This window comes from Faecalibacterium sp. AM43-5AT (assembly GCF_003603345.1).
In the GTDB taxonomy this organism is placed as follows: Bacteria; Bacillota; Clostridia; order Oscillospirales; family Ruminococcaceae; genus Faecalibacterium; species Faecalibacterium taiwanense.
Map to the genome: position 1 here is coordinate 126,618 of NZ_QVGZ01000006.1, position 18,587 is coordinate 145,204.

General features: G+C 47.6%; 21 protein-coding genes. 7 read left to right on the plus strand and 14 right to left on the minus strand.

Annotated features, from left to right (window positions below; translation table 11 throughout):
* Position 1: 1 nt before the first annotated feature.
* From DW937_RS09160 to DW937_RS09170, 3 genes are all read left to right on the plus strand, one after another.
* Complete coding sequence (locus tag DW937_RS09160; protein ID WP_120120732.1) at positions 2-643, plus strand: hypothetical protein; 642 nt, start codon at positions 2-4, stop codon at positions 641-643.
* Positions 644-1,080: 437 nt separating this feature from the next.
* Positions 1,081-1,524, plus strand: a complete 444-nt coding sequence (locus DW937_RS09165; protein ID WP_120120733.1) for a hypothetical protein — start codon at positions 1,081-1,083, stop codon at positions 1,522-1,524.
* An 86-nt stretch (positions 1,525-1,610) separates the two neighbouring features.
* On the plus strand, positions 1,611-1,919 hold the full coding sequence (locus DW937_RS09170) for a hypothetical protein (protein WP_120120734.1): 309 nt from the start codon (positions 1,611-1,613) through the stop codon (positions 1,917-1,919).
* 164 nt (positions 1,920-2,083) lie between these two features.
* On the opposite strand, the gene DW937_RS09175 is transcribed toward DW937_RS09170, so the two are convergent.
* The 5 genes from DW937_RS09175 to DW937_RS09200 all read right to left on the minus strand — a co-directional run bounded on the left by DW937_RS09175 (position 2,084) and on the right by DW937_RS09200 (position 5,862).
* Positions 2,084-2,332 (minus strand): DUF6061 family protein, encoded by a 249-nt coding sequence (locus DW937_RS09175; protein WP_120120735.1) that lies wholly within the window; start codon positions 2,330-2,332, stop codon positions 2,084-2,086.
* Positions 2,333-2,704: 372 nt separating this feature from the next.
* A complete protein-coding gene (locus tag DW937_RS09180; protein ID WP_120120736.1) occupies positions 2,705-4,414 on the minus strand; it encodes a recombinase family protein in 1,710 nt (569 codons plus the stop codon).
* 98 nt (positions 4,415-4,512) lie between these two features.
* Complete coding sequence (locus DW937_RS09185; protein WP_005927535.1) at positions 4,513-4,692, minus strand: hypothetical protein; 180 nt, start codon at positions 4,690-4,692, stop codon at positions 4,513-4,515.
* 386 nt (positions 4,693-5,078) lie between these two features.
* Positions 5,079-5,321: a helix-turn-helix domain-containing protein gene (locus tag DW937_RS09195; protein ID WP_020990051.1), complete on the minus strand. Its 243-nt coding sequence runs from the start codon at positions 5,319-5,321 to the stop codon at positions 5,079-5,081.
* Positions 5,314-5,862, minus strand: coding sequence for a sigma-70 family RNA polymerase sigma factor (locus tag DW937_RS09200; RefSeq protein ID WP_120120737.1), 549 nt, complete (start codon positions 5,860-5,862; stop codon positions 5,314-5,316). Before DW937_RS09200 ends, DW937_RS09195 begins: the two co-directional genes overlap by 8 nt.
* Positions 5,863-6,235: 373 nt before the next feature.
* On the opposite strand from DW937_RS09200, the gene DW937_RS09205 reads away from it, so the two are divergent.
* Positions 6,236-6,565 carry a helix-turn-helix transcriptional regulator gene (locus tag DW937_RS09205; RefSeq protein ID WP_020990050.1) on the plus strand — a complete coding sequence of 110 codons (330 nt, stop codon included), beginning with the start codon at positions 6,236-6,238 and terminating at the stop codon, positions 6,563-6,565.
* A 61-nt stretch (positions 6,566-6,626) separates the two neighbouring features.
* Here the strand turns inward: DW937_RS09205 and DW937_RS09210 are convergent, their stop codons facing one another.
* The 7 genes from DW937_RS09210 to DW937_RS09240 all read right to left on the minus strand — a co-directional run bounded on the left by DW937_RS09210 (position 6,627) and on the right by DW937_RS09240 (position 14,328).
* Complete coding sequence (locus DW937_RS09210) at positions 6,627-6,998, minus strand: metal-dependent transcriptional regulator (protein WP_120120738.1); 372 nt, start codon at positions 6,996-6,998, stop codon at positions 6,627-6,629.
* An 11-nt stretch (positions 6,999-7,009) separates the two neighbouring features.
* The gene (locus DW937_RS09215) at positions 7,010-8,758 is read right to left on the minus strand and encodes an ABC transporter ATP-binding protein (RefSeq protein ID WP_120120739.1); all 1,749 of its coding nucleotides are present in this window, start codon (positions 8,756-8,758) and stop codon (positions 7,010-7,012) included.
* Positions 8,751-10,532 carry an ABC transporter ATP-binding protein gene (locus DW937_RS09220; RefSeq protein WP_120120740.1) on the minus strand — a complete coding sequence of 594 codons (1,782 nt, stop codon included), beginning with the start codon at positions 10,530-10,532 and terminating at the stop codon, positions 8,751-8,753. Before DW937_RS09220 ends, DW937_RS09215 begins: the two co-directional genes overlap by 8 nt.
* Before the next feature lie 125 nt (positions 10,533-10,657).
* Complete coding sequence (locus DW937_RS09225) at positions 10,658-11,617, minus strand: AraC family transcriptional regulator (protein ID WP_008982739.1); 960 nt, start codon at positions 11,615-11,617, stop codon at positions 10,658-10,660.
* A 5-nt stretch (positions 11,618-11,622) separates the two neighbouring features.
* On the minus strand, positions 11,623-13,026 hold the full coding sequence (locus DW937_RS09230; protein ID WP_165852920.1) for an energy-coupling factor ABC transporter ATP-binding protein: 1,404 nt from the start codon (positions 13,024-13,026) through the stop codon (positions 11,623-11,625).
* A gap of 13 nt (positions 13,027-13,039) precedes the next feature.
* Positions 13,040-13,723, minus strand: coding sequence for an energy-coupling factor transporter transmembrane component T (locus tag DW937_RS09235; RefSeq protein ID WP_120120742.1), 684 nt, complete (start codon positions 13,721-13,723; stop codon positions 13,040-13,042).
* Positions 13,723-14,328, minus strand: a complete 606-nt coding sequence (locus tag DW937_RS09240) for an MptD family putative ECF transporter S component (RefSeq protein WP_005938453.1) — start codon at positions 14,326-14,328, stop codon at positions 13,723-13,725. The genes DW937_RS09235 and DW937_RS09240 overlap by 1 nt, the downstream gene beginning before the upstream one ends.
* Before the next feature lie 379 nt (positions 14,329-14,707).
* Here DW937_RS09240 and mobC point away from each other — a divergent pair, with 379 nt between their 5' ends.
* The 3 genes from mobC to DW937_RS09255 all read left to right on the plus strand — a co-directional run bounded on the left by mobC (position 14,708) and on the right by DW937_RS09255 (position 17,340).
* A complete protein-coding gene (mobC, locus tag DW937_RS09245) occupies positions 14,708-15,037 on the plus strand; it encodes a plasmid mobilization relaxosome protein MobC (RefSeq protein ID WP_120120743.1) in 330 nt (109 codons plus the stop codon).
* Positions 14,998-16,326, plus strand: a complete 1,329-nt coding sequence (locus tag DW937_RS09250) for a relaxase/mobilization nuclease domain-containing protein (RefSeq protein WP_120120744.1) — start codon at positions 14,998-15,000, stop codon at positions 16,324-16,326. Before mobC ends, DW937_RS09250 begins: the two co-directional genes overlap by 40 nt.
* A gap of 111 nt (positions 16,327-16,437) precedes the next feature.
* Complete coding sequence (locus DW937_RS09255) at positions 16,438-17,340, plus strand: Bro-N domain-containing protein (protein ID WP_097778666.1); 903 nt, start codon at positions 16,438-16,440, stop codon at positions 17,338-17,340.
* A gap of 116 nt (positions 17,341-17,456) precedes the next feature.
* Here the strand turns inward: DW937_RS09255 and DW937_RS09260 are convergent, their stop codons facing one another.
* The gene (locus tag DW937_RS09260; protein ID WP_118564492.1) at positions 17,457-17,657 is read right to left on the minus strand and encodes a transposon-transfer assisting family protein; all 201 of its coding nucleotides are present in this window, start codon (positions 17,655-17,657) and stop codon (positions 17,457-17,459) included.
* Between the two features lie 2 nt (positions 17,658-17,659).
* On the minus strand, positions 17,660-18,586 hold the full coding sequence (locus DW937_RS09265; RefSeq protein WP_120120757.1) for a hypothetical protein: 927 nt from the start codon (positions 18,584-18,586) through the stop codon (positions 17,660-17,662).
* Position 18,587: the final 1 nt, after the last annotated feature.

An 18,587-nucleotide genomic window follows, 5' to 3' on the forward strand; every position in this document is an offset into this window, starting at 1 on the left:
TATGGCAACGGAATATTATAGAAATCTTTGTGAGCGATTTGAAAAATTACAAAATGCGTTCTTGCCAGAAGAATTTTCACCAACAGGCGAATATGCAGATATTGTTTACGAACATACAAGGGCATACAAAGTTTTAACCCACGCAGAGCTGGAATATTATTTTGAGGAGGCTGCGAAAGCTATTGCTCAAAAAGCATTAAGAGAGTGGCGTTCTTCCAATCAAGTATCAAAACCGTTGTTGGCACTCGTTGCATATTATCCGGGTGCTTTTGAACCGTTACCTGAACTTTCTAACGGAAATCATGTTCAAATGGATTTAGAACAGCGCATTAGTACCTCATTCACAGCGTATTTCAGCTATGTCAATTCAGAGAACCATGGAATAAAGGAGAAAAATTTAATTCATCTTTTTCTTCCAATTGGGATAAGAATCGACGAATTACCGCATGACCTGCTGATCTCTGCGAATAACTATGGATCGATGCGAGGTGCGATTGCACATTCTACGAGAGCACAGCAAATGTTGCAACCAGAAGAGGTAAAGAGAGCGGCAGACGAAATATTGGGAAATGTAGCTCTTTTGGATGGCTTATTGGAACCTTATCTATTGCCGCCGGCTGAAACGGCTGGTGAAAGTGAATGAATTTGTAAGAAAGGAGACACCCACCATGACCGAACAAGCACTCCGCAAAATGATTGCGAGCACCCGGCAGGAGTTTAAGTCGTGGGGACTACCGGCAGTGGAAAGACCTCGCGGTGAAAAGTGCGGTTGCGCTGGCAAAGAGCGGTCATCAGACGGGAAAGAAAATGGAAGGCGTTGCATCGGCAGCTTTGAATAGCCCGAAATACAGCAGCACGACCAAAACTCTTGCAGGCAGCGTTCTCTCGCAGTCTGACAAGAATCGCTAAATAACCTAAAATGGGGCGTACAGTTTACAACTGTGCGCTCCATTTTTTACAACAGAAATCAAATATAAAGTGATATTACGTCGAATTATTTAAGAAATTGTCGGAAAATCCATGTAGATAACATTGGAAAATTGTGGTATAATAATACCGACCAGAAAGGAGGGTTGTGCTATGGACAACAACCAACTACAGTACATCAAAATTCAATCGCAATACGCTGATAAGGTAGAACAATTTGAAAAGTGCGTTGTCAAAGCCGCAAAGCTGACACACGCGATTGCTGACACGGCTGAGAAAAAATGCAAGCAGGCGCGGATAGCAATGGAATCTGGCAAAATAGATGTCATGCGGAATACGATTCAGCAGTACATCTGCCAGTACGGACAGGATTGGTCGCGTTTCCGGGATGTTCGGATACAGCTTGTAGATGGGAACACCTATGCACAGCTCTCTGCCGTTGACCTTATCCAGCAGCTACATTGTGTTATCACGCTGGTGTACAAGGATACTGCGTTGAAAACGGTGAACAAAGAAGCATTCCGAGAGTGCGTTAAAAGTTTGCTGAAGCAGTCCAAAATGTTTACCGATAAAGAGCTAGATGCAATGTTTGCGTAAAACAGGATAGCTGAAAATAAGCAAAGCCCACAAGCTGGATATAAAATCCGGTCTGTGGGCTTTACCATATCAGGAGTAATATTTCTGTGTGTGGTTGCCGGGACGAAGGGCTTCTGGAACTCAACGGCAAGACCTATATGCTGTCCCTCAAGGTCTACGAAACGGTGAAAACCGATGTGGCCTATGTGCAGGATAAGACGGTCAGCCAGATTCAGGCAAAGGATCGGATTCTCGAATATCTGAAGCATAAGCCGTCGATTACGAATCAGAAAGCTCAAGAGCTGTGTGGGTTTAACAAGAATCAAACCTATTATATCCTGCATCAGATGTGCAAGGACGGAATCTTGCAGCCTGATGGCGTAGGTCGAGGGACAAAATACAAGAGCGTGAAGTGAAAATTTACGCTGACTTTTACGCTGAAAGTTTGATTTGCGCTGAATTTACGCTGACTTTCCGGGATTTACGCTGAAAATACGCTGACTTGGTATGGTTTGCGCTGAATTTACGCTGAGAAACGCGCGCCGCGCGATTAGCGATTTTGCCGCGCGTTTTTTAAGGCTCAATCTTCTAGCCTACCATGGTCACACCCCAGCGACAGGTAGTGCTCCATCTCCCCTCTCAGCACCATCTGGGCATACTCCAAGGGCTTGTTATAGAGCAGCCAGTCCAGTTCCGCCCGTTGTGCCGGGGTGTTGCCGTACTCGTCCTCCACGGCAATGCAGTCGATGGCAAGAGTAGTGCCATCTGCGAACCGAGCTTCCACCCGGTTGGTGTCCATGTTGTAGCGGCAGGTAAGCAATTTCGTCATAATAGTATCCTCCAAGACTTGATTTTTGATGTGCGGTCGCTCGAACCAATGCCGTCAAGTCGTTGTCGGATGAAGTGGATTTTAGTTTGTCTGGGAGTAAGTGCACGGTTTCTGCACGGTTTTTGCACGGTTTCAAAACGTGCAGAGGGTGCAAATCGTTGCAAAATCGGACAAAGGGTGCAGAAACTCGAAGCTCAAAACCTGCGATGTGTCGCTTGAAAATTGCGTTGAAACGTAACTTCCAAAAATTGAGGGAATCGCCCGGCGTGCGCTACGAATCAGTAGGCCGGGGGTTCGAGTCCCTTCCATCGCACCATGACGAATGTTCTTACAGCATTTAGCTGTCAAAGAATATTCGTCATTTTTTATTTGCTAAATAGCGACATCACAAGGGGCGTAGTTCACAACTACGCCTTTTCTTGTATTCACCGACACATCGGGTGTCGGCAAAGGAAGTGCGCTTGGAATCTCGATGGTGCCCACGCAGTTGTAGTGAATGCGGAGCCGCTGCTCCCACACACCGTTGACCTTTTCTGCATTGAACACTTCGATTTTTTCAACCAGTTCATTCAGCATCCGGGGTGTCAGCTTTTTTGCTCTGGTGTACTTGCGAACCAGACTGATGAACATATCCGTTGTCATAGTACGGCTGCTCTGCTTTTCGATTTCGGAGCGGAGCTGTTTGATTTTCTCGGTCAGCTCCTTTTGCTCGTCCTCATATCTCCGGGACATTCTGGAAAAGCGCTCGTCAGAGATTTTGCCGGAAACATTGTCCTCATAGATGCGCTCAAAAAGGCCGTCCAGTTCTTCATCACGGGCAAGGAGTGCTTTCAACTCTTTCTCTTTCAGCTTGCGGTCGGCTTCGTCCGCCTGCTGGGAGTGCCCGATAATAGCCTTCAAAAAGTCGTCCTCATAGAGGCTGGCAAACTTGGTCAGCCGCCGAATCTCGCCCAGCACCACTTCTTCCAGAAAGTCTACCCTGATGTAGTGGGTGGATTGGCAGGTGCCACGGTTGCCCTTGTAGTTGGAGCAGTTGAAATACTTGATTTCCGGGTTGCCCTGATTGAAGTGGAAATGCAGATTGCAGCCGCAGTCTGCGCAGACAAGCAGGCCGGAGAACATATTGTGTTCTCCGTTGCTGGTACGGCGTTTGCGCATTTTTCCGCGCTTCTGCTGTACCTGCTCAAACACGGCACGTTCAATAATTGGCTCGTGAATATTTTGGAACACAACCCAATTTTCCGGGTCGTTATGAATCCGCTTCTTATTCTTGTAGGACTTGGAGTAGGTTTTGAAGTTCAGAACATCACCACAATACTCCTGCTGGTACAGAAGATGGGTAATCGTGGAGCCATTCCACTTGGTGGCGGGGCGCGTCTTGGTCTTTCCGGGACGGCCGATGCCTTTCTGAATCCAGTAGGCCTGCGGCGTCAGGATGCCTTCCTTTTCAAACTGGGTGGCAATCTGTTCCGTGCCAAAGCCCTCCAACGTCATATCAAAAATGCGCCGGACAACTTGTGCAGCTTCTTCATCAATGACCCAATGCTTGGGATTGTTCGGGTCCTTGATATATCCATAGGGAGGAAGTCCCATCGGTTCGCCGGAGTTGCCTTTGATTTTATTACTGATACGGCGTTTCTTGCTGATGTCACGGGCATACCACTCATTGAACAGGTTTCGGATGGGTGCCAGTTCGTTTTCTCCCTCGGCCGTGTCGATGTTGTCCGAAACGGCAACAAGTCGGATGTCATGGTCTGGGAAAAATTCTTCTGTCAGCCGCCCGACCTCGATATAGTTTCGGCCCAGACGGGAAAGGTCTTTGACGAACACAGCAGAGGCTTTTCCTTGTTCAAGCTGCTGCATCATCTCAACGAAACCGGGACGGTTCATGGTCACGCCGGAAATGCCATCATCCAGAAAGTGAACCAGATTGGTATAGCCTTTTTCCTTTGCAACTTTGGTGAGCAGCTTCTTTTGGTTGCCGATGCTGTAACTCTCGCCCTCCAAATTATCATCACGGGAAAGACGCTCATAGAGAAAAGCGGTTGCTTCACGGGATTTCTTGTTACTCGACTGTTTCATACTCGCTCCTTTCTTGGGACAGTCGAATAGCAAATTCACTTGTACACCTATATTATAACACAATCCGCTTTCTCTGTCCGCTGCCTCCCGAAAGGTCATTATAATTTTTCGCTTTCGGATTTCATCAGCCGGAGAAGAACTTCTCCTAAGGTCTGGGAGCTTTCTTCTTTGAACACCGGCTCAACGATAAAGGAGCGATTGCCAATACGATAAGTCGAATCCAGAGTAAGCATCTCTGGATTTTTTGTTTTTTCAGGGTTTGTCTTTTTCGCTTGCATCGTAAAAATCCCCTTTCTTAAAAATCAAAAAATGAGCCAACGGATGGCTGCTGGCAGCAGCCCACGGGAATCTCACCCCTGCATTCCTCATGCAGCCCTACTCATTGCCTGCGACGCTCTGAACGCTCGGACTTTGACGGTAAGGGAGTATCAGCCTGCCTGTATGTCATGGCCCGCAAGCAGCCGCGCTTGCATTGCGGCGTGGTGGTGATCGCTCCACTTTTCAGAGAAAAGCATCGTGGCGCACCCACCGTCCGGCTCGATACAGACAGCAACGTATCCGTTTGCTCTATGATGCACCGCCATTGTCCGGCGGGCTTTCTTTTTCAAAGAACTAGAAAAGGCATCGTATGGAAAGGGGAACAGCACACGATGCCTACGTTGAATCAGGTTAAGTCAAAATCAAGGATAGCAATTATCAGTTTTGCTTCCAGACGATTGCGCAGTTCTTCATCAACTTGCAGACGAGGATAGCCGTCAGAGCCATAGCTCGTCCGAGTTGACAGTGCAGCAATGTAGCTAGAATAATGCCGGACTACCCGGCTCACTGCTTCGGCGTCTCCTGCAACAGCGGCAGCGATTATCGGGTAAGGAAGCAGCGATGCCCGTGTGTGCGCAGATTTAGTCATCCGCTTCACCTCCCATCAGCTTTTTCAGCAGCCGATAGGCTTTATACCTGCGAGTATTGACCGTTCTTCTGGCCATGCCCATGCACTTTGCTATCTGTTCGTCTGTCATCCATAGAAACCAGTGCATCATAAAAATTTCCCGGTCTTTTGGTGACAGCCGTAGAAGTGCTGTGGCCAATCGGTCGTTCTCGATTAGCACAACAGCATTTCCCACAGGAAAAGCCGTATACTCCCATGAGTAACGATCGTAAACTGCAAGCTGGGCCACGTCTGCCTCGGACAGTTCTTCCAAAGATGCAAAACGTTTTTGATGACGGCTGATCTGCCGATAGCCGTTACATGCCTCGCATTTCAACACCTTTTTGCAGTAGCTGTCAAAGGCGTGCTGCTTGTGTTCGTAGTAGCGATTTGGTTTCAAGTTCTCACCTCCCTTCGTGCCGGGAGGCAGTTCTTTTCTTCCCCTTTCGCTCACTACTCGTTCACTAACGGTCCGGTTTGGCCGGTTTTCTGGATCTATCTGAAAAAATTTTTTGCCGTTCATAGAATTGTTCCTTTCGTTCTGTTCGGGTTTATAGGCCGGAGCAAAACGAGGCGGAGAACGGCATCCGATACCCAATCGTAGGTTGTAAAAATGCGGGGCTTTATCGGATGTGAATTGAAGTATATAAAAAGCGAGCCACAACTCACTTCTATGAGTATGGCTCGCTCCTACGTTATTTGAATATTTTTTTAATTGGTGTTAGGGCTTTTCGAGTGGGCGGTAAGCCCCATTTTATTTTGCGCTCCTTTATTTTGATACTCTTGTCCATATAGCTCTTTGCTTCAAATCATGAGCTATAACTCACACAATGTGAGTTGTATGGTTATTTATATGAGCGATAGCACACCCTACAATGAGGTAGAGGTGATGCATAGTGAACAATCCTCTTGACTTGTTTGCATGGAAAGTGCGGTCAGAACGTAAGCGGCAGCATTTGACACAGAGAAAATTGGCTGAACGGCTCAATATGAACGCCCGTACAATCATAGATTTGGAAACCTGCCAGAGTAACCCCAAATTTGAAACGGTGGCTCTTGTCGCCAAAGAGTTAAATATCAGCGTGGATGCTGCCATTTTTCCAGACATGGTAAATCAGACGGTTTCAAAAACAGTTGTAGACTTCTTTGCCGGGAAAAGTGAGGCGGAAATTGAAAAATATATTGCGCTTTGCAAACAGGCGGAAGCATTTCAAAAAGACGAATAACGCGGCCGGGTTCGATGTGCCCGGCCGCGTTACTGTTTTACCCGTTTGCTATGCGGGCGGATTATTCATTTTTTGTTTTATAGGCATCGCGCAGACGCTCGAAGGATTCCTGGCTGATGACATGCTCCATCCGGCAGGCGTCCTTTTCCGCCGTTACCGGGTCTACACCGGCCTCGATCAGCCGGTCGGTAAAGAAGCGGTGCTTTTCGTAGATCTGCTCCGCCACTTCCCGGCCCACATCGGTCAGATGGAGAAAGTGATCTTCGTCCATCATAAGAAAGCCGCCGTCCCGCAAGGTAGCCACTGCATGGCACACGCTGGGCTTTGACACCTCCATGTGCCGGGCCACATCTACGGAGCGCACCATACCGCGTTTCTTTTGGAGAACAAGGATGGTTTCCAGGTAGTCCTCCCCGGACGCATGAAGTTTCATCAAGACCTCCCTTACTGTATTCGCCAGCCTTCGGCTTGTTCGCGGATCTGGATGAACTTTTTATAAGTCCCTTCCTGTTGCAGCAGTTCCTTATGCGTACCCCTCTGAGCTACAGTTCCGCCATCAATCACAAGGATTTGGTCGGCGTTCTCAATCGTGGCCAGACGATGGGCAATCGTAATAATAGTTTTACCGTGTGTTAGAGCAGAAATCGCTTCTTGGATCAAATGCTCATTCTCTGGATCAATACTTGCGGTTGCCTCATCCAAGATAACAATGGGAGCATCCTTGAGCATCGCCCTGGCGATAGAAATTCTTTGCTTTTCACCGCCGGAAAGCGAAGAACCGCCTTCACCAATCACTGTGTCATAACCGTCCGGCAAAGCCATTATGAAGTCGTGACAGCGGGCTGCTTTTGCGGCGGCGATAATCTGTTCATCCGTAGCGTCCGGGCTGCCGAATTTAATGTTATTCTTGATGGTATCCCGGAACAAATAGACATTCTGAAAAACCATACTGATATTTTTTAGCAAGCTATCGCAGGTAAATCGGCGAATATCCGTTCCACCAATGGTAATCGTTCCGCTGTTCACATCATAGAAACGGGCAATCAGGTTACACAGCGTAGATTTTCCGCTGCCAGATGGCCCCACGATGGCCGTTGTGCTATTTTGCGGAATTTTGAAGTTCAGGTCATGCAGAACAATCCGGCTGTCATATCCGAAAGAAACATCCCTAAACTCAATATCATAGGTTGCCGGTTTTATATCGGTGCCATCCTGGTCGATATAGTTTACATTCTCTAATGCTTCCAACTTGTTCATGGCAGAATCAATAACCCCAAGAGTGTGCGCAGCATCATTGATATTTTCCACGCTGCCAAAAAGAACAAAGGAGAAAAGAACAAACATCAGAAAAACAGATATACTCATTTGCCCTTGCAATGCTTGCCACGCGCATACCAAGACGATCCCCATAGATGCCAGCTTCAACACAAACAGGTGTAGGCAGTTATATGGTGTATAGCCCTTTTCTACCTTGATGTGAATATCTTTCAATTCCTTACTGGCATTACGAAAATTCTCAATAGAAGCACCTTCCTGTCCAAAGGACTTCACAATGGAAAGCCCCCGGATGTATTCAATCGCTGCGCCGGACATATCTTCCATTGCTTTATGGGTTGTTGCAGCGGTTTTTTCACTGTGTCTGCTAATCCCCTGCAAAGCCAGCGCCGAAAGAGCAACGCCGACAATGGAAATAACCGCCGCAACAGGGCTGAAGAAGATCAGGCATAAAACGATGGCAATAAATTTTGCATAACCGTTGATGATGACATCCACCATTTTCATGCCCTGTAATTCCAAAGTAGATAATTCCGTGGTAACTCCGGCCAGAATGTCACCGACACTGTTCTGTGAAAAGTACCCAAGGGGAACCCGTTTCAGAACGTCCCCCAAGTGGATGCGTTGTCCTGCGGCAACTTCATAGCCGATACTTTCCTGCAAAATTGCCCGTAGATAAGAAAACAGGAAATTCAACGCAATAGAGCCAACAATAATCCACAGCATTTTCCAGATCAAAGAAGCGTCAATTGTGGTATGCGCCCAATATGCCTGAATAGATTTATCCAGCGCATAAGCAGCAGCCATTGTCGGGATGGCTGTAGATAAACTACTGAAAAAAGAGAATACAGAGCCAAGATAAAGACGACCTCTGTACTTGCCAGCCCATCGAATAATGCGTTTCATTGACTTAAACATTACCAGCCACCTCCTTTTTCTCGCCCACAGACCAGTTCTTTGCGCCAATATGCGCCTGCCACATATCTGCATAAAGCGGGCAGCGTTCCAAGAGTTCCCCCTGCTTTCCGCAGTCAACAATCTGCCCTTTTTTCAGAACAACAATCTGATCTGCGTTTTGAATGGTAGACAGACGATGTGCAATCACCAGCAGGGTCTTTCCTTTGGAAAGGGCCATGATGGATTTCTGGATTTTATCTTCATTCTGCGGGTCAGTGAAGGCAGTTGCCTCATCCAAAATCACAATAGGCGCATTTTTCAAGATTGCTCTCGCAATAGCAATTCGTTGCTTTTCTCCGCCAGATAGCCGCTTGCCGGCATCACCGGCAGGGGTATCATATCCTTTTTCCAGCCGAGCAATGAAATCATCGCAGCAAGCCGCTTTTGCGGCGGCATATACTTCCTCATCCGTAGCATTTGGATTACCCAGGCGGATGTTCTCTTTGAGCGAGCAGTTGAACAGGAAATTGTCCTGTGTCACGAAGCTGACCAATTCAGAAAGCTGGTGAATTGAAAGCTCTTTTATATTTTTGCCGCCAATGGAGATGCTGCCACCAGTTGCATCCCAAAACCGTGCAATCAGGCGAGCCACCGTTGATTTTCCTCCTCCAGACGGTCCGACCAGTGCAGTAAAACTCCCCTGTGGCATATTTAAGCTGATACCATGCAACACTTCATTTTGTGTTGTACCGTCATAAGAAAAGGACACATCCTGCAAGACAATATCGGTATGATTGATTGGAACAAATTCCCCGGAATCCGGCAAATTTGGAAGATTCAAAAGCTCATTTGCTGCTTCAACCGCATACTCCATAGATTTTGCTTCGTTGATAAAGGTCGTAGCTTTCATCAGTGGCCCCACAATACTAAGTGAGAGGATAATTCCCATTGCAAGTTCAGCGGGAGTAATACTTCCACCACGCACCAGCAGCAAACCAACAGGGAGTACCCCAAGCAAGGTAGTCGGCATAATCGCCATCATTAAATTCATGGTTTTCCATGTGCTTTTGAACCAGTTGAGAGTAAAGTCCTTAAAGGACTTCACAGCGCCTACAAACTTTTCGTAGGAACTGGTACTTTGGTTGAACGCCTTAACAACCTCAATGCCCTCTACATACTCGATAATAATGTTGTTGACGTGGTTATTTGCCTCCATGTAGGCTGCATACTGGCTGTTATAATTTTTCATAAGGAAGAACATCGGAATCATAGCCAACGCAGGAGCAATCAAAATCGAAAGTCCCATACGCCAGTCTATTGCTAGCATCCAGACGAAAATAGCCAGCGGCAGGAGCAGATTAGAAGTCAGTTCTGGAATTACATGCGCCAAGGGCGGTTCTAAGTCCTCCACCTTATCCATGATAATGTTTTTTAGATAACCGATTCTCCGTCTCATTACCTCGCCAAGCGGGGCTTTCATTAGACGATTTGCAATTTTTAGACGAATACCTTCCAGTATCGTATACGCGGATATGTGCGCCAAAATTGTGGAGATACCAAAACAAAGCACACGGATCAGGTACCCGCCTACTCCAACCAAGCACCATAACAGAATATCGTTTCCTGTGGCAGTACGGTTGATAAACAGAAGCAGAATTTTATAAACTGCCCAAAACGGAATAAATCCACCAGCGACACTAAAAATAGCGCATAAAACCGAGAGGATCATCTTTCCCTTGCAGGGTTCTGCAAAGGAAAGTAGAGTTTTGACCCAACTCTTTTTTTGTTGTTTCATAGTAGTTCACCTCTTTCGTTCTATTCGGTCAGTAAAGAAAAAAGGATGGCTAAGTCCTACTAACCATCCTTAATTTATCATGATTCAGTTTTTTCTTCCGCTCCACGCGGCCTTTTCTGTGCCAATCAGATAATTGATTTCCGATATTCCAATGGCGTTTTTCCCATCGTCTGATGAAAAGCAGCGGTAAATTTGCTGGGACTGTCATATCCTACAAGACCAGCAACATCAGCCACCTTCAACGACTTATCTGATTTCAGCAAAGCCGCTGCATAGTTCATTCGGTAGTTCCTCATGTATGTAAAAATCGGACTGCCATAAACAGACTTAAAGCAATTTTTCATCGGTGTCAATGCAATATCAAACTTTGCGGAGAGTTCTTCCAGCGTGTAGTTCTTTGTCAAATCTTGTGTTAAAAGTGATTGAATTGCCTTAATTTTTTCGACCTGACTCTTATAGAAATATGGACGTTCCTCTGTATGTCCCGACAGCTCTAACGCATCCAGATATAGAAGCAGTTCCAGCACTTTGATCTTGAAATAGTCCTTTTTGATTTTGACCGGCACATTGTAAAGTTCGGAAAAAATATGCTCAATGGCCGGTTCTCCTGGAATGACATAAGGTGTACGGTCACTGCAATATTTATTTTGTAATTCGTAAAGGTCAACAGAAAAGCCCTTCATATAGGCTGGAATTTCTTTTGCCGCGGTTTCCACCTGAAAGCCAATGGAAATACCGTGGTAGTGGCAAAGGGGAAACTCCACCTTGCCCGAATGATGGATGCGGCGATCCACCCGAAGATCGCCAGCCTCTAAATAGCTAAAGGCATTCTGGCCGACTTCCTGCTCAATGCGTCCTTCCCGGCAGTGATCTATACAGAGCAGGTCCATATCTGTCTGGAAGCCCGAAATGCACTCCTTCATGTGGAAATCATTATACATGAGAAATACACCGGGAAAGACATGATAGAGCGTCATCATGCCTTCACCGGAGTTATCGCTTAAACGCATTACCTTGCAATCATCTGACTCGATCAAGTTTTGAACATTGGGACCGTAATACATTTCTTGGAGCAGTTCCGGCATAGACGCTACCTCCTTTCTTTGGAGCATCCCTCCATATCAAATATTTTATCACAAGTCCGGCCCAAAAACTCAAAATCATGGGAAACAATGATGATAATTTTATTCTCATCATTCAACTTGCGGATCATATTGCTCACTTCCAGCATACGGTGATAGTCCAGGCCACTGGTCGGCTCATCAAAGACAAGTACATCCTTGTTGGAGAGAATAGCGGTTGCCACCGCAAGGCGCTGTTTCTGACCTCCTGACAGGGCCATCGGATGGCGGTCTTTGAAATCCAGCAAATCAAAAGACCTGAGAATTTCTTCAATCCGCTCCGGCGGACAATCCGGCTGCGCCAGTTCACATTCGTTCCATACGCTGTCTGAAAAAAGCTGATGGTTCACATCCTGCATCACACAGAAGCTGGCCTTATTGCGCTGTTTTGCTTTCAGTGTTTGCCCGTCCAGCCGGACGGTTCCATTCACTTCTTTCAAAAGCCCGCACAGGCAGCGTGTCATCGTCGTTTTTCCCGCGCCGTTATGACCGACAATCCCCAACACTTCGCCCCGTTTTGCAGAAAAGCCAAGGCCGCTGAATACCGGCTGCTTATCAAAGGCACAGGAAAGGTTTTCTACGGATAAGCCTTCCTGCGCTCCTGACGGATCGGCGGGAGGCAGCTCCAGCACAGGATGGACAAGACTTCTAAGCCCCATCCTGATACGCTGCTCATCCGAAAGATTGCGAAACTCATTCCCAGAAAATATCTGAACGATTTTCCCCTTTTGAATGAAGATTGCCCGGTCAATCAGATCCATCAGGAAATATAGGCGGTGTTCGGCAATAACAACCGTCCGCCCTTCTTTTTTGATCTGGATAATCTGCTGGCGTAAGGTGTCAATCGCACCAGCATCCAGATTTGCCGTCGGCTCGTCCAATACAAAAATGGACGGGTTCATGGCATATACAGAGGCAAATGCAAGACTTTGTTTTTCTCCGCCTGACATAGAAAAGATATTACGGCCCAGCAGTGACTGTATTTTCAGAGCAGAAACCGTAGCATCATATCGCTCTTTGATTTTCCTTGGCTCAACGCCTGCGTTTTCCAAACCAAAAGTAATCTCGCTGTCAGAATCTATATTGAAGAACTGCGATTTTGGGTTTTGGAACACGGAACCAACCTGTTCTGCCAAACGGTACATTTCTGTTTGAGCTACATTCATACCGTTTACAATCGTTGTACCAGATAAGGTTCCGCCCTCGACAAAATGAGGAATCAGACCGTTAATAAGTTTTGTTATGGTTGTCTTACCACAGCCTGATTCACCAGTAAGAACAATGCACTCGCCCTGCTGAATGTTCAGGTCTATATGAGAAAGCGTCCCCTGCGATTTCTCATATTCAAAAGATACATTTTGAATTTCAATCATAGGAAACACCTCCTTATCCTACCATAATGGAAACTACGCAAAAAGCAACGCCTATTGCCAAACACACAAAGTCCTGCACGCCGAATTTCATTTCAATCATGCTTGTCTTAGGAGCAGGATTTTCAATCCCCCGCGTAACAGCGGCGGCGGATAATTCTTCCGCTGTTGTTGTGGCAGAGATCATTGTAGGCACCAGTAAGCATTCAATTTTTTGTACTCCATGAATATTACGGAGCTTCATGGCATCCCGGATATAGCCGGTTTCTTCTTTTAAAGCCGGAAAATATCGGACAGTTACAGACAAAGGAATAATCAATCCCTGCGGGATATGCCATTTCCGAAGTGCAACCATCAATTCCCGGACGGGCGTTTTCTGTAATACCATTGTACCGACAATCAAACAAGGGAAAATCTTTCTTGCATAAGATACAATGATTGTGAAGCTGCTGGCTAAAATTTTCGGTCCGTTTGGAAATACATAGTATTGTAGCGCCAGACAAATTCCAAATGCGATTGCCAGTTTGCCTGCGGATTTTTGGCATCCGCAGGCAACGATCAGTAGGAGCAGAAAAATAACCCATGTAATTTCAACCCATACGGAGTGCTGGGTAAAGGCCACAATATTTGCCAGCACCAACAAAAGCAATTCCGTCCGTGGATCGAACCTTAATGTATGTTTTTTGCCCTCCCCATTCATCACACAATTCCTGCCTTTACAAAGTGCTTTTTGAACAGACCTCTGGCAATAAATGCGCCGATGATACCACCGATGATTGGAGCAACAAACAGAACGATTAGCATTGCATTGGATGACAGAGCTTCAACTGCCGCAACATAATCAGCGGGCATTCCCTGTTCTGTAATCTGTGCCAGGAAATCGGCCTTAAACAACCAGATGGGAAGGGGAGAACCAACCATCCCCAGAGAAAAAATCACATAGGCAATCGAATTTCCCTTGAAGCTGTTATACTTAGTCACCATTCGGACAACTTCAGCCAAAATGCAAGTAGAAGCCATCGAGATCAGGATCACCAGGGTAAATTGTCCTGTGGCAAAATAGATAAGAGCCGTGATAAGCCCCATCAGGAAAACTGCACCCGGTTTTTGAACCTTTGCGACCATCAGCATAAAGGGAATGCCTGCAAACACAGCGATAAAACCAGGCATCAGCATCCAAAGAACAGGGTGAATACCTCCCAGAAGCATAAAGGCAAAGTTGATGACAAAGTAGATTGCGGAAAAGATACCGATGGTAATAAGGTCTTTTCCTTTCAGTTTTTTGTCCGTACTCACTTCAGACATTGAAAATTCCTCCTTTTAGTTAGGGCTTGCTAACTCATAGACTTTTTGAAAGCGCCCTTCGGCGTTTTCAGTAACTATTATAGCAGACTTGAAAAGTCTTTTCCGCTCCAATTGGCCTTTTTTGTTCCAACCAGACGCCTTCTTTTTATTTGAATTTTGCTTGAGTGAATTTCTTTATTTTTATGAAATTTGTGTTTTTATTTTATTCTGCCTAAGCCATTTCTCTTGTTAAGGATTGTAGTATTAGTAGAGGGAGAATACGAGGAAAGAGTTACGGTAGCAAGCATAGGAAGTGTGTACCCACTTCCGTATTTTGCTCTGCAAAACAGCTTGTTGGGAAGTGTCCCAAACCCTCAAAACGGAAAGGAGAGTAAAACGAATGGAAGGCAGAAAACGAACCGTGCAGGTCAAATTTTATGTGACGGAAGAAGAACGGAGGTTGATTCGAGAAAAAATGAAATTGATACCAACCCGGAATATGGCCGCCTATCTGCGAAAGATGGCGATAGATGGTTATGTTGTCCACATTGACACCACCGACATCCGGGTGCAGACCGCCGAACTGCAAAAGATTGGTGTCAACGTCAATCAGATTGCGCGGCGGCTGAACAGCATGGGGCCGCTGTACACACAAGACGTTGCGGACATCAAAGGAGCGCTGGCGCAGATATGGCAGTTACAAAGATACATCCTATCAAGTCAACGCTGAAAAAGGCACTGGACTACATCGAGAATCCAGCCAAGACGGATGAAAAAATGCTGGTGTCCTCCTTTGCCTGCTCCTATGAAACCGCCGACATCGAATTTGAACTGCTGCTATCACAAGCCATGCAGAAAGGCAACAATCTGGCCCACCACCTGATACAGTCTTTTGCGCCGGGCGAAACCACGCCGGAGCAGGCCCACGAGATTGGCCGGCAGCTTGCAGATGAAGTCCTGCAAGGCAAATACCCGTATGTGCTGACCACGCACATTGACAAGGGGCACGTCCATAACCACGTCATCTTTTGTGCCGTGGACATGGTGAACCAACGAAAGTATGTTTCCAACCGACAGAGTTATGCCTACATCCGGCGCACCAGCGACCGGCTGTGCAAGGAACATGGTCTGTCTGTGGTGATGCCCGGTCAAGACCGGGGCAAAAGCTATGCCGAGTGGGATGCACGCCGCAAGGGTACGAGCTGGAAGGCGAAGCTGAAGATCGCCATAGATGCAGCCATCCCGCAGGCCAAGGATTTTGACGATTTTCTGCGGCTCCTGCAGGAGCAGGGCTATAAAGTCAAGCGGGGCAAGTATGTTTCGTTCCGTGCGCCCGGACAGGGGCGGTTCATCCGCTGCAAAACGCTGGGCGAAGCCTACACCGAAGAAGCCATCACCGAGCGCATCAAAGGGCGGTTCGTGGAGCGGAAGCCCAAAGAAAACCGCAAAATTTCGCTGCGGATTGATTTGGAGAACAGCATCAAGGCCCAGCAGTCCGCAGGGTATGAGAAGTGGGCAAAACTCCACAATCTGAAACAGGCGGCCCGGACGCTGAACTTCCTGACGGAGCATGAAATTGATAGTTACCCGGATTTGGAAAGCCGGGTGGCCGAGATCACCGCCGCCAGCACCGAAGCTGCAACCGCGCTGAAAGCAGCCGAACGCCGGCTTGCAGAAATGGCCGTGCTGATAAAGGATGTCACCACCTGTAAGGAACTGCGCCCACTGGTGCAGGAATATCAGCGAGCTGCTGACAAAAAGCAGTTCCGGCGCAGGCACGAAGGCACCTTGATTCTCTATGAGGCCGCAGCCAAGGCCCTGAAAGAGCAGGGCTTTCAAAAGCTGCCCGACCTCTATGCCCTGAAAAACGAGTATAAGCAACTGGCCGAGCAGAAAGACCAGCTGCAGCGGCAGTACAATGATGCCAAACGCCAGATGCAGGAGTATGGCATTATAAAGCAGAATGTGGACGGCATTCTGCGGACAGCACCGGGAAAGGAGCAGATGCAGGAACGGTAAATCTGCACAAAATATTGCTCGGATTTTTGAACCCCAAACGCTTAGACCGGGTGGCGTTTCCACCCGAAATCATGTAAAATAGACTTAGACAACGAAAGCGAGGAACCCTCTATGGCAGAAGTGAACGATAACAGCTCTATCCAGCTTTTTGAAGATCAGAAAATCCGTACTGCATGGGATGCAGAAAAGGAAGAATGGTATTTTTCGATTGTGGATGTGGTTGCGGTTTTAACCGAGCAAAAGGATAGTCGAAGTGCTGCTAAATATTGGAGCGTTCTGAAAGTTAGACTGAAAAACGAAGGCAGTGAACTGACTACAAATTGTAGTCAGTTGAAAATGAAGGCAGCAGATGGCAAACGTCGTCTTACGGATGTTGCCAATACGGAGCAGCTTTTACGCATCATCCAGTCGATTCCTTCCAAAAAGGCTGAGCCGTTCAAGGCATGGCTGGCAATGGTGGGCAAGGAACGCATCGAGGAAACCATCGACCCGGAACAGGCCATCGACCGCGCACTTGATACCTATTTGAAAAAAGGCTACTCCGAAGAATGGATTCACCAGCGACTTTTGGCAATCCGCATCCGCAACGAACTGACGGATGAATGGAAGAAGCGCGGAGTACAAAAGGGCAAGGAGTATGCTATCCTGACCGATGAAATCTCCCGCGCATGGTCTGGCATGACCACAGGGCAGTACAAGCGGCTGAAAGGTCTGACGAAAGAAAATCTCCGGGACAATATGACTGATTTGGAACTTGTGCTGACCATGCTGGCGGAAGCCTCCACCACGGATATTTCCAAAACTGCAAAGCCACAGACCTTTGAAGAAAACAAGCAGGTTGCCAAACGCGGCGGCAAGGTGGCCGGCATTGCGCGGCAGGCTCTTGAAGCGGAAACCGGCAAGCCTGTTATCACAGAAAAGAATGCGTTTGACTTCCAGCAGCTTGTGACCGACATTGTAGAAGATGCCGCCGAACTGCCGGAAAATCCCACCGAGAAAAAAGATAAAGACTGATACATGAAAAATAGCCGGACACAGCAACCCCAAGGCCACCGTGTCCGGCTATTTCTGTGTTGACAATGACACATTACTTTGATTAAAAATAATGCGTCATTGTCAGGCTGACGGTATTATTCACCCGTAAAATCAAACCTCTGTCCGTCAAAGTCAGCATCGGTCATACGCTCCAACTTTGCAATGGTACCGTTTGCCAGCCGCCGCATTTCCGTGTCCATATCCGGCAGGGCGGCCAGCATCCGTGCCATCGTGCGGCGGCGGTCAGAGGTGTGGTACATACAGATCAAATTTTCTTCTTCTACGCTGAAATTCATGGTCAGACCTCCATTTCGTGTTGTTTGCTGCGGGCCGCTGCCTTTTTCGGGCTGGCGGCCTGCTTTGTTTCGGAAAGCTGCTTGCGGACGGAAGCACGGGGTTTGCGAATGTTCTTATCTCGGTTCTCGTTTTTGTCAACCAGCGCGTAGATGCCAAAACGGTCTTTTACGCTGGACAGATGTAAAGATTTATACGGCAGCATGGCAAGCAGCTGGTCCGTGTCCCGACTGGATGCCAGCTTGGTGAAATAGGGCGATACCTCTACCATGAAATGATTCTTGTCCGGGCTGTTGGGAGCAGCCAGCCGCTTCATACCGGCCACAATGCGCTGTGCCTCGGCCTTGATCAGCCCGGCGTGCAGTGCTGCAAGATGTTCTTTGAAATCACTGGGCCGTGCAGGTTCCCGGCTGCGTTGCTCCTGACGGATGGCCGCTTGCAGAAGTTCCGGGTCACGGGGCTGCATTTCATACCGCACGAACTCTCCGAAATATTCGTCCGGGCGACTGTCGAGATGCTCTTTCAGGCCAATCTCCCGCATTCCACTTTCGTAGATTAGGCGATTGGAGCCCACGGGCAGGGCGGCATCCCGGATGTGCTGGAAATGCTGCTGGTAGTCCAGTTCATACAGATTGCCTTGCAATGTTCCATTAGCTGTGCCGGTCAGCTCTACCGCATAGGCAAGAATCCTGTCGTGGGTTTGCTCGCCGCAGAATTTCCATGTGTTGTAGGCTTGGGTATCTTTGAGCAACGCATCCCGTTCCCGGAAGCAGAATGTTCCAGAGGGCCGGGACAGCCACAACAGCAGCTTATCTTCCGGCTGGTCGCTGCGGGCCGCTTCCCGAAGCATCTTAATGTCATAGGCAAAATCGCTCTGATAGTATGCGGTGTTCTGGTGCATAATGGCTTCCAGCGCAGCGATCACATCCATA

What these genes read in the sequence shown, in the direction of transcription:
- DW937_RS09160 (WP_120120732.1), top strand. Translation starts at nt 2, where the DNA reads ATGGCAACGGAATATTATAGAAATCTTTGTGAGCGATTTGAAAAATTA.
- DW937_RS09165 (WP_120120733.1), top strand. Translation starts at nt 1,081, where the DNA reads ATGGACAACAACCAACTACAGTACATCAAAATTCAATCGCAATACGCT.
- DW937_RS09175 (WP_120120735.1), bottom strand. Translation starts at nt 2,332, where the DNA reads ATGACGAAATTGCTTACCTGCCGCTACAACATGGACACCAACCGGGTG.
- DW937_RS09180 (WP_120120736.1), bottom strand. Translation starts at nt 4,414, where the DNA reads ATGAAACAGTCGAGTAACAAGAAATCCCGTGAAGCAACCGCTTTTCTC.
- DW937_RS09185 (WP_005927535.1), bottom strand. Translation starts at nt 4,692, where the DNA reads ATGCAAGCGAAAAAGACAAACCCTGAAAAAACAAAAAATCCAGAGATG.
- DW937_RS09195 (WP_020990051.1), bottom strand. Translation starts at nt 5,321, where the DNA reads ATGACTAAATCTGCGCACACACGGGCATCGCTGCTTCCTTACCCGATA.
- DW937_RS09200 (WP_120120737.1), bottom strand. Translation starts at nt 5,862, where the DNA reads ATGAACGGCAAAAAATTTTTTCAGATAGATCCAGAAAACCGGCCAAAC.
- DW937_RS09210 (WP_120120738.1), bottom strand. Translation starts at nt 6,998, where the DNA reads ATGAAACTTCATGCGTCCGGGGAGGACTACCTGGAAACCATCCTTGTT.
- DW937_RS09215 (WP_120120739.1), bottom strand. Translation starts at nt 8,758, where the DNA reads ATGTTTAAGTCAATGAAACGCATTATTCGATGGGCTGGCAAGTACAGA.
- DW937_RS09220 (WP_120120740.1), bottom strand. Translation starts at nt 10,532, where the DNA reads ATGAAACAACAAAAAAAGAGTTGGGTCAAAACTCTACTTTCCTTTGCA.
- DW937_RS09225 (WP_008982739.1), bottom strand. Translation starts at nt 11,617, where the DNA reads ATGCCGGAACTGCTCCAAGAAATGTATTACGGTCCCAATGTTCAAAAC.
- DW937_RS09230 (WP_165852920.1), bottom strand. Translation starts at nt 13,026, where the DNA reads ATGATTGAAATTCAAAATGTATCTTTTGAATATGAGAAATCGCAGGGG.
- DW937_RS09235 (WP_120120742.1), bottom strand. Translation starts at nt 13,723, where the DNA reads ATGAATGGGGAGGGCAAAAAACATACATTAAGGTTCGATCCACGGACG.
- DW937_RS09240 (WP_005938453.1), bottom strand. Translation starts at nt 14,328, where the DNA reads ATGTCTGAAGTGAGTACGGACAAAAAACTGAAAGGAAAAGACCTTATT.
- mobC (WP_120120743.1), top strand. Translation starts at nt 14,708, where the DNA reads ATGGAAGGCAGAAAACGAACCGTGCAGGTCAAATTTTATGTGACGGAA.
- DW937_RS09250 (WP_120120744.1), top strand. Translation starts at nt 14,998, where the DNA reads ATGGCAGTTACAAAGATACATCCTATCAAGTCAACGCTGAAAAAGGCA.
- DW937_RS09255 (WP_097778666.1), top strand. Translation starts at nt 16,438, where the DNA reads ATGGCAGAAGTGAACGATAACAGCTCTATCCAGCTTTTTGAAGATCAG.
- DW937_RS09260 (WP_118564492.1), bottom strand. Translation starts at nt 17,657, where the DNA reads ATGAATTTCAGCGTAGAAGAAGAAAATTTGATCTGTATGTACCACACC.
- DW937_RS09265 (WP_120120757.1), bottom strand. Translation starts at nt 18,586, where the DNA reads ATGGATGTGATCGCTGCGCTGGAAGCCATTATGCACCAGAACACCGCA.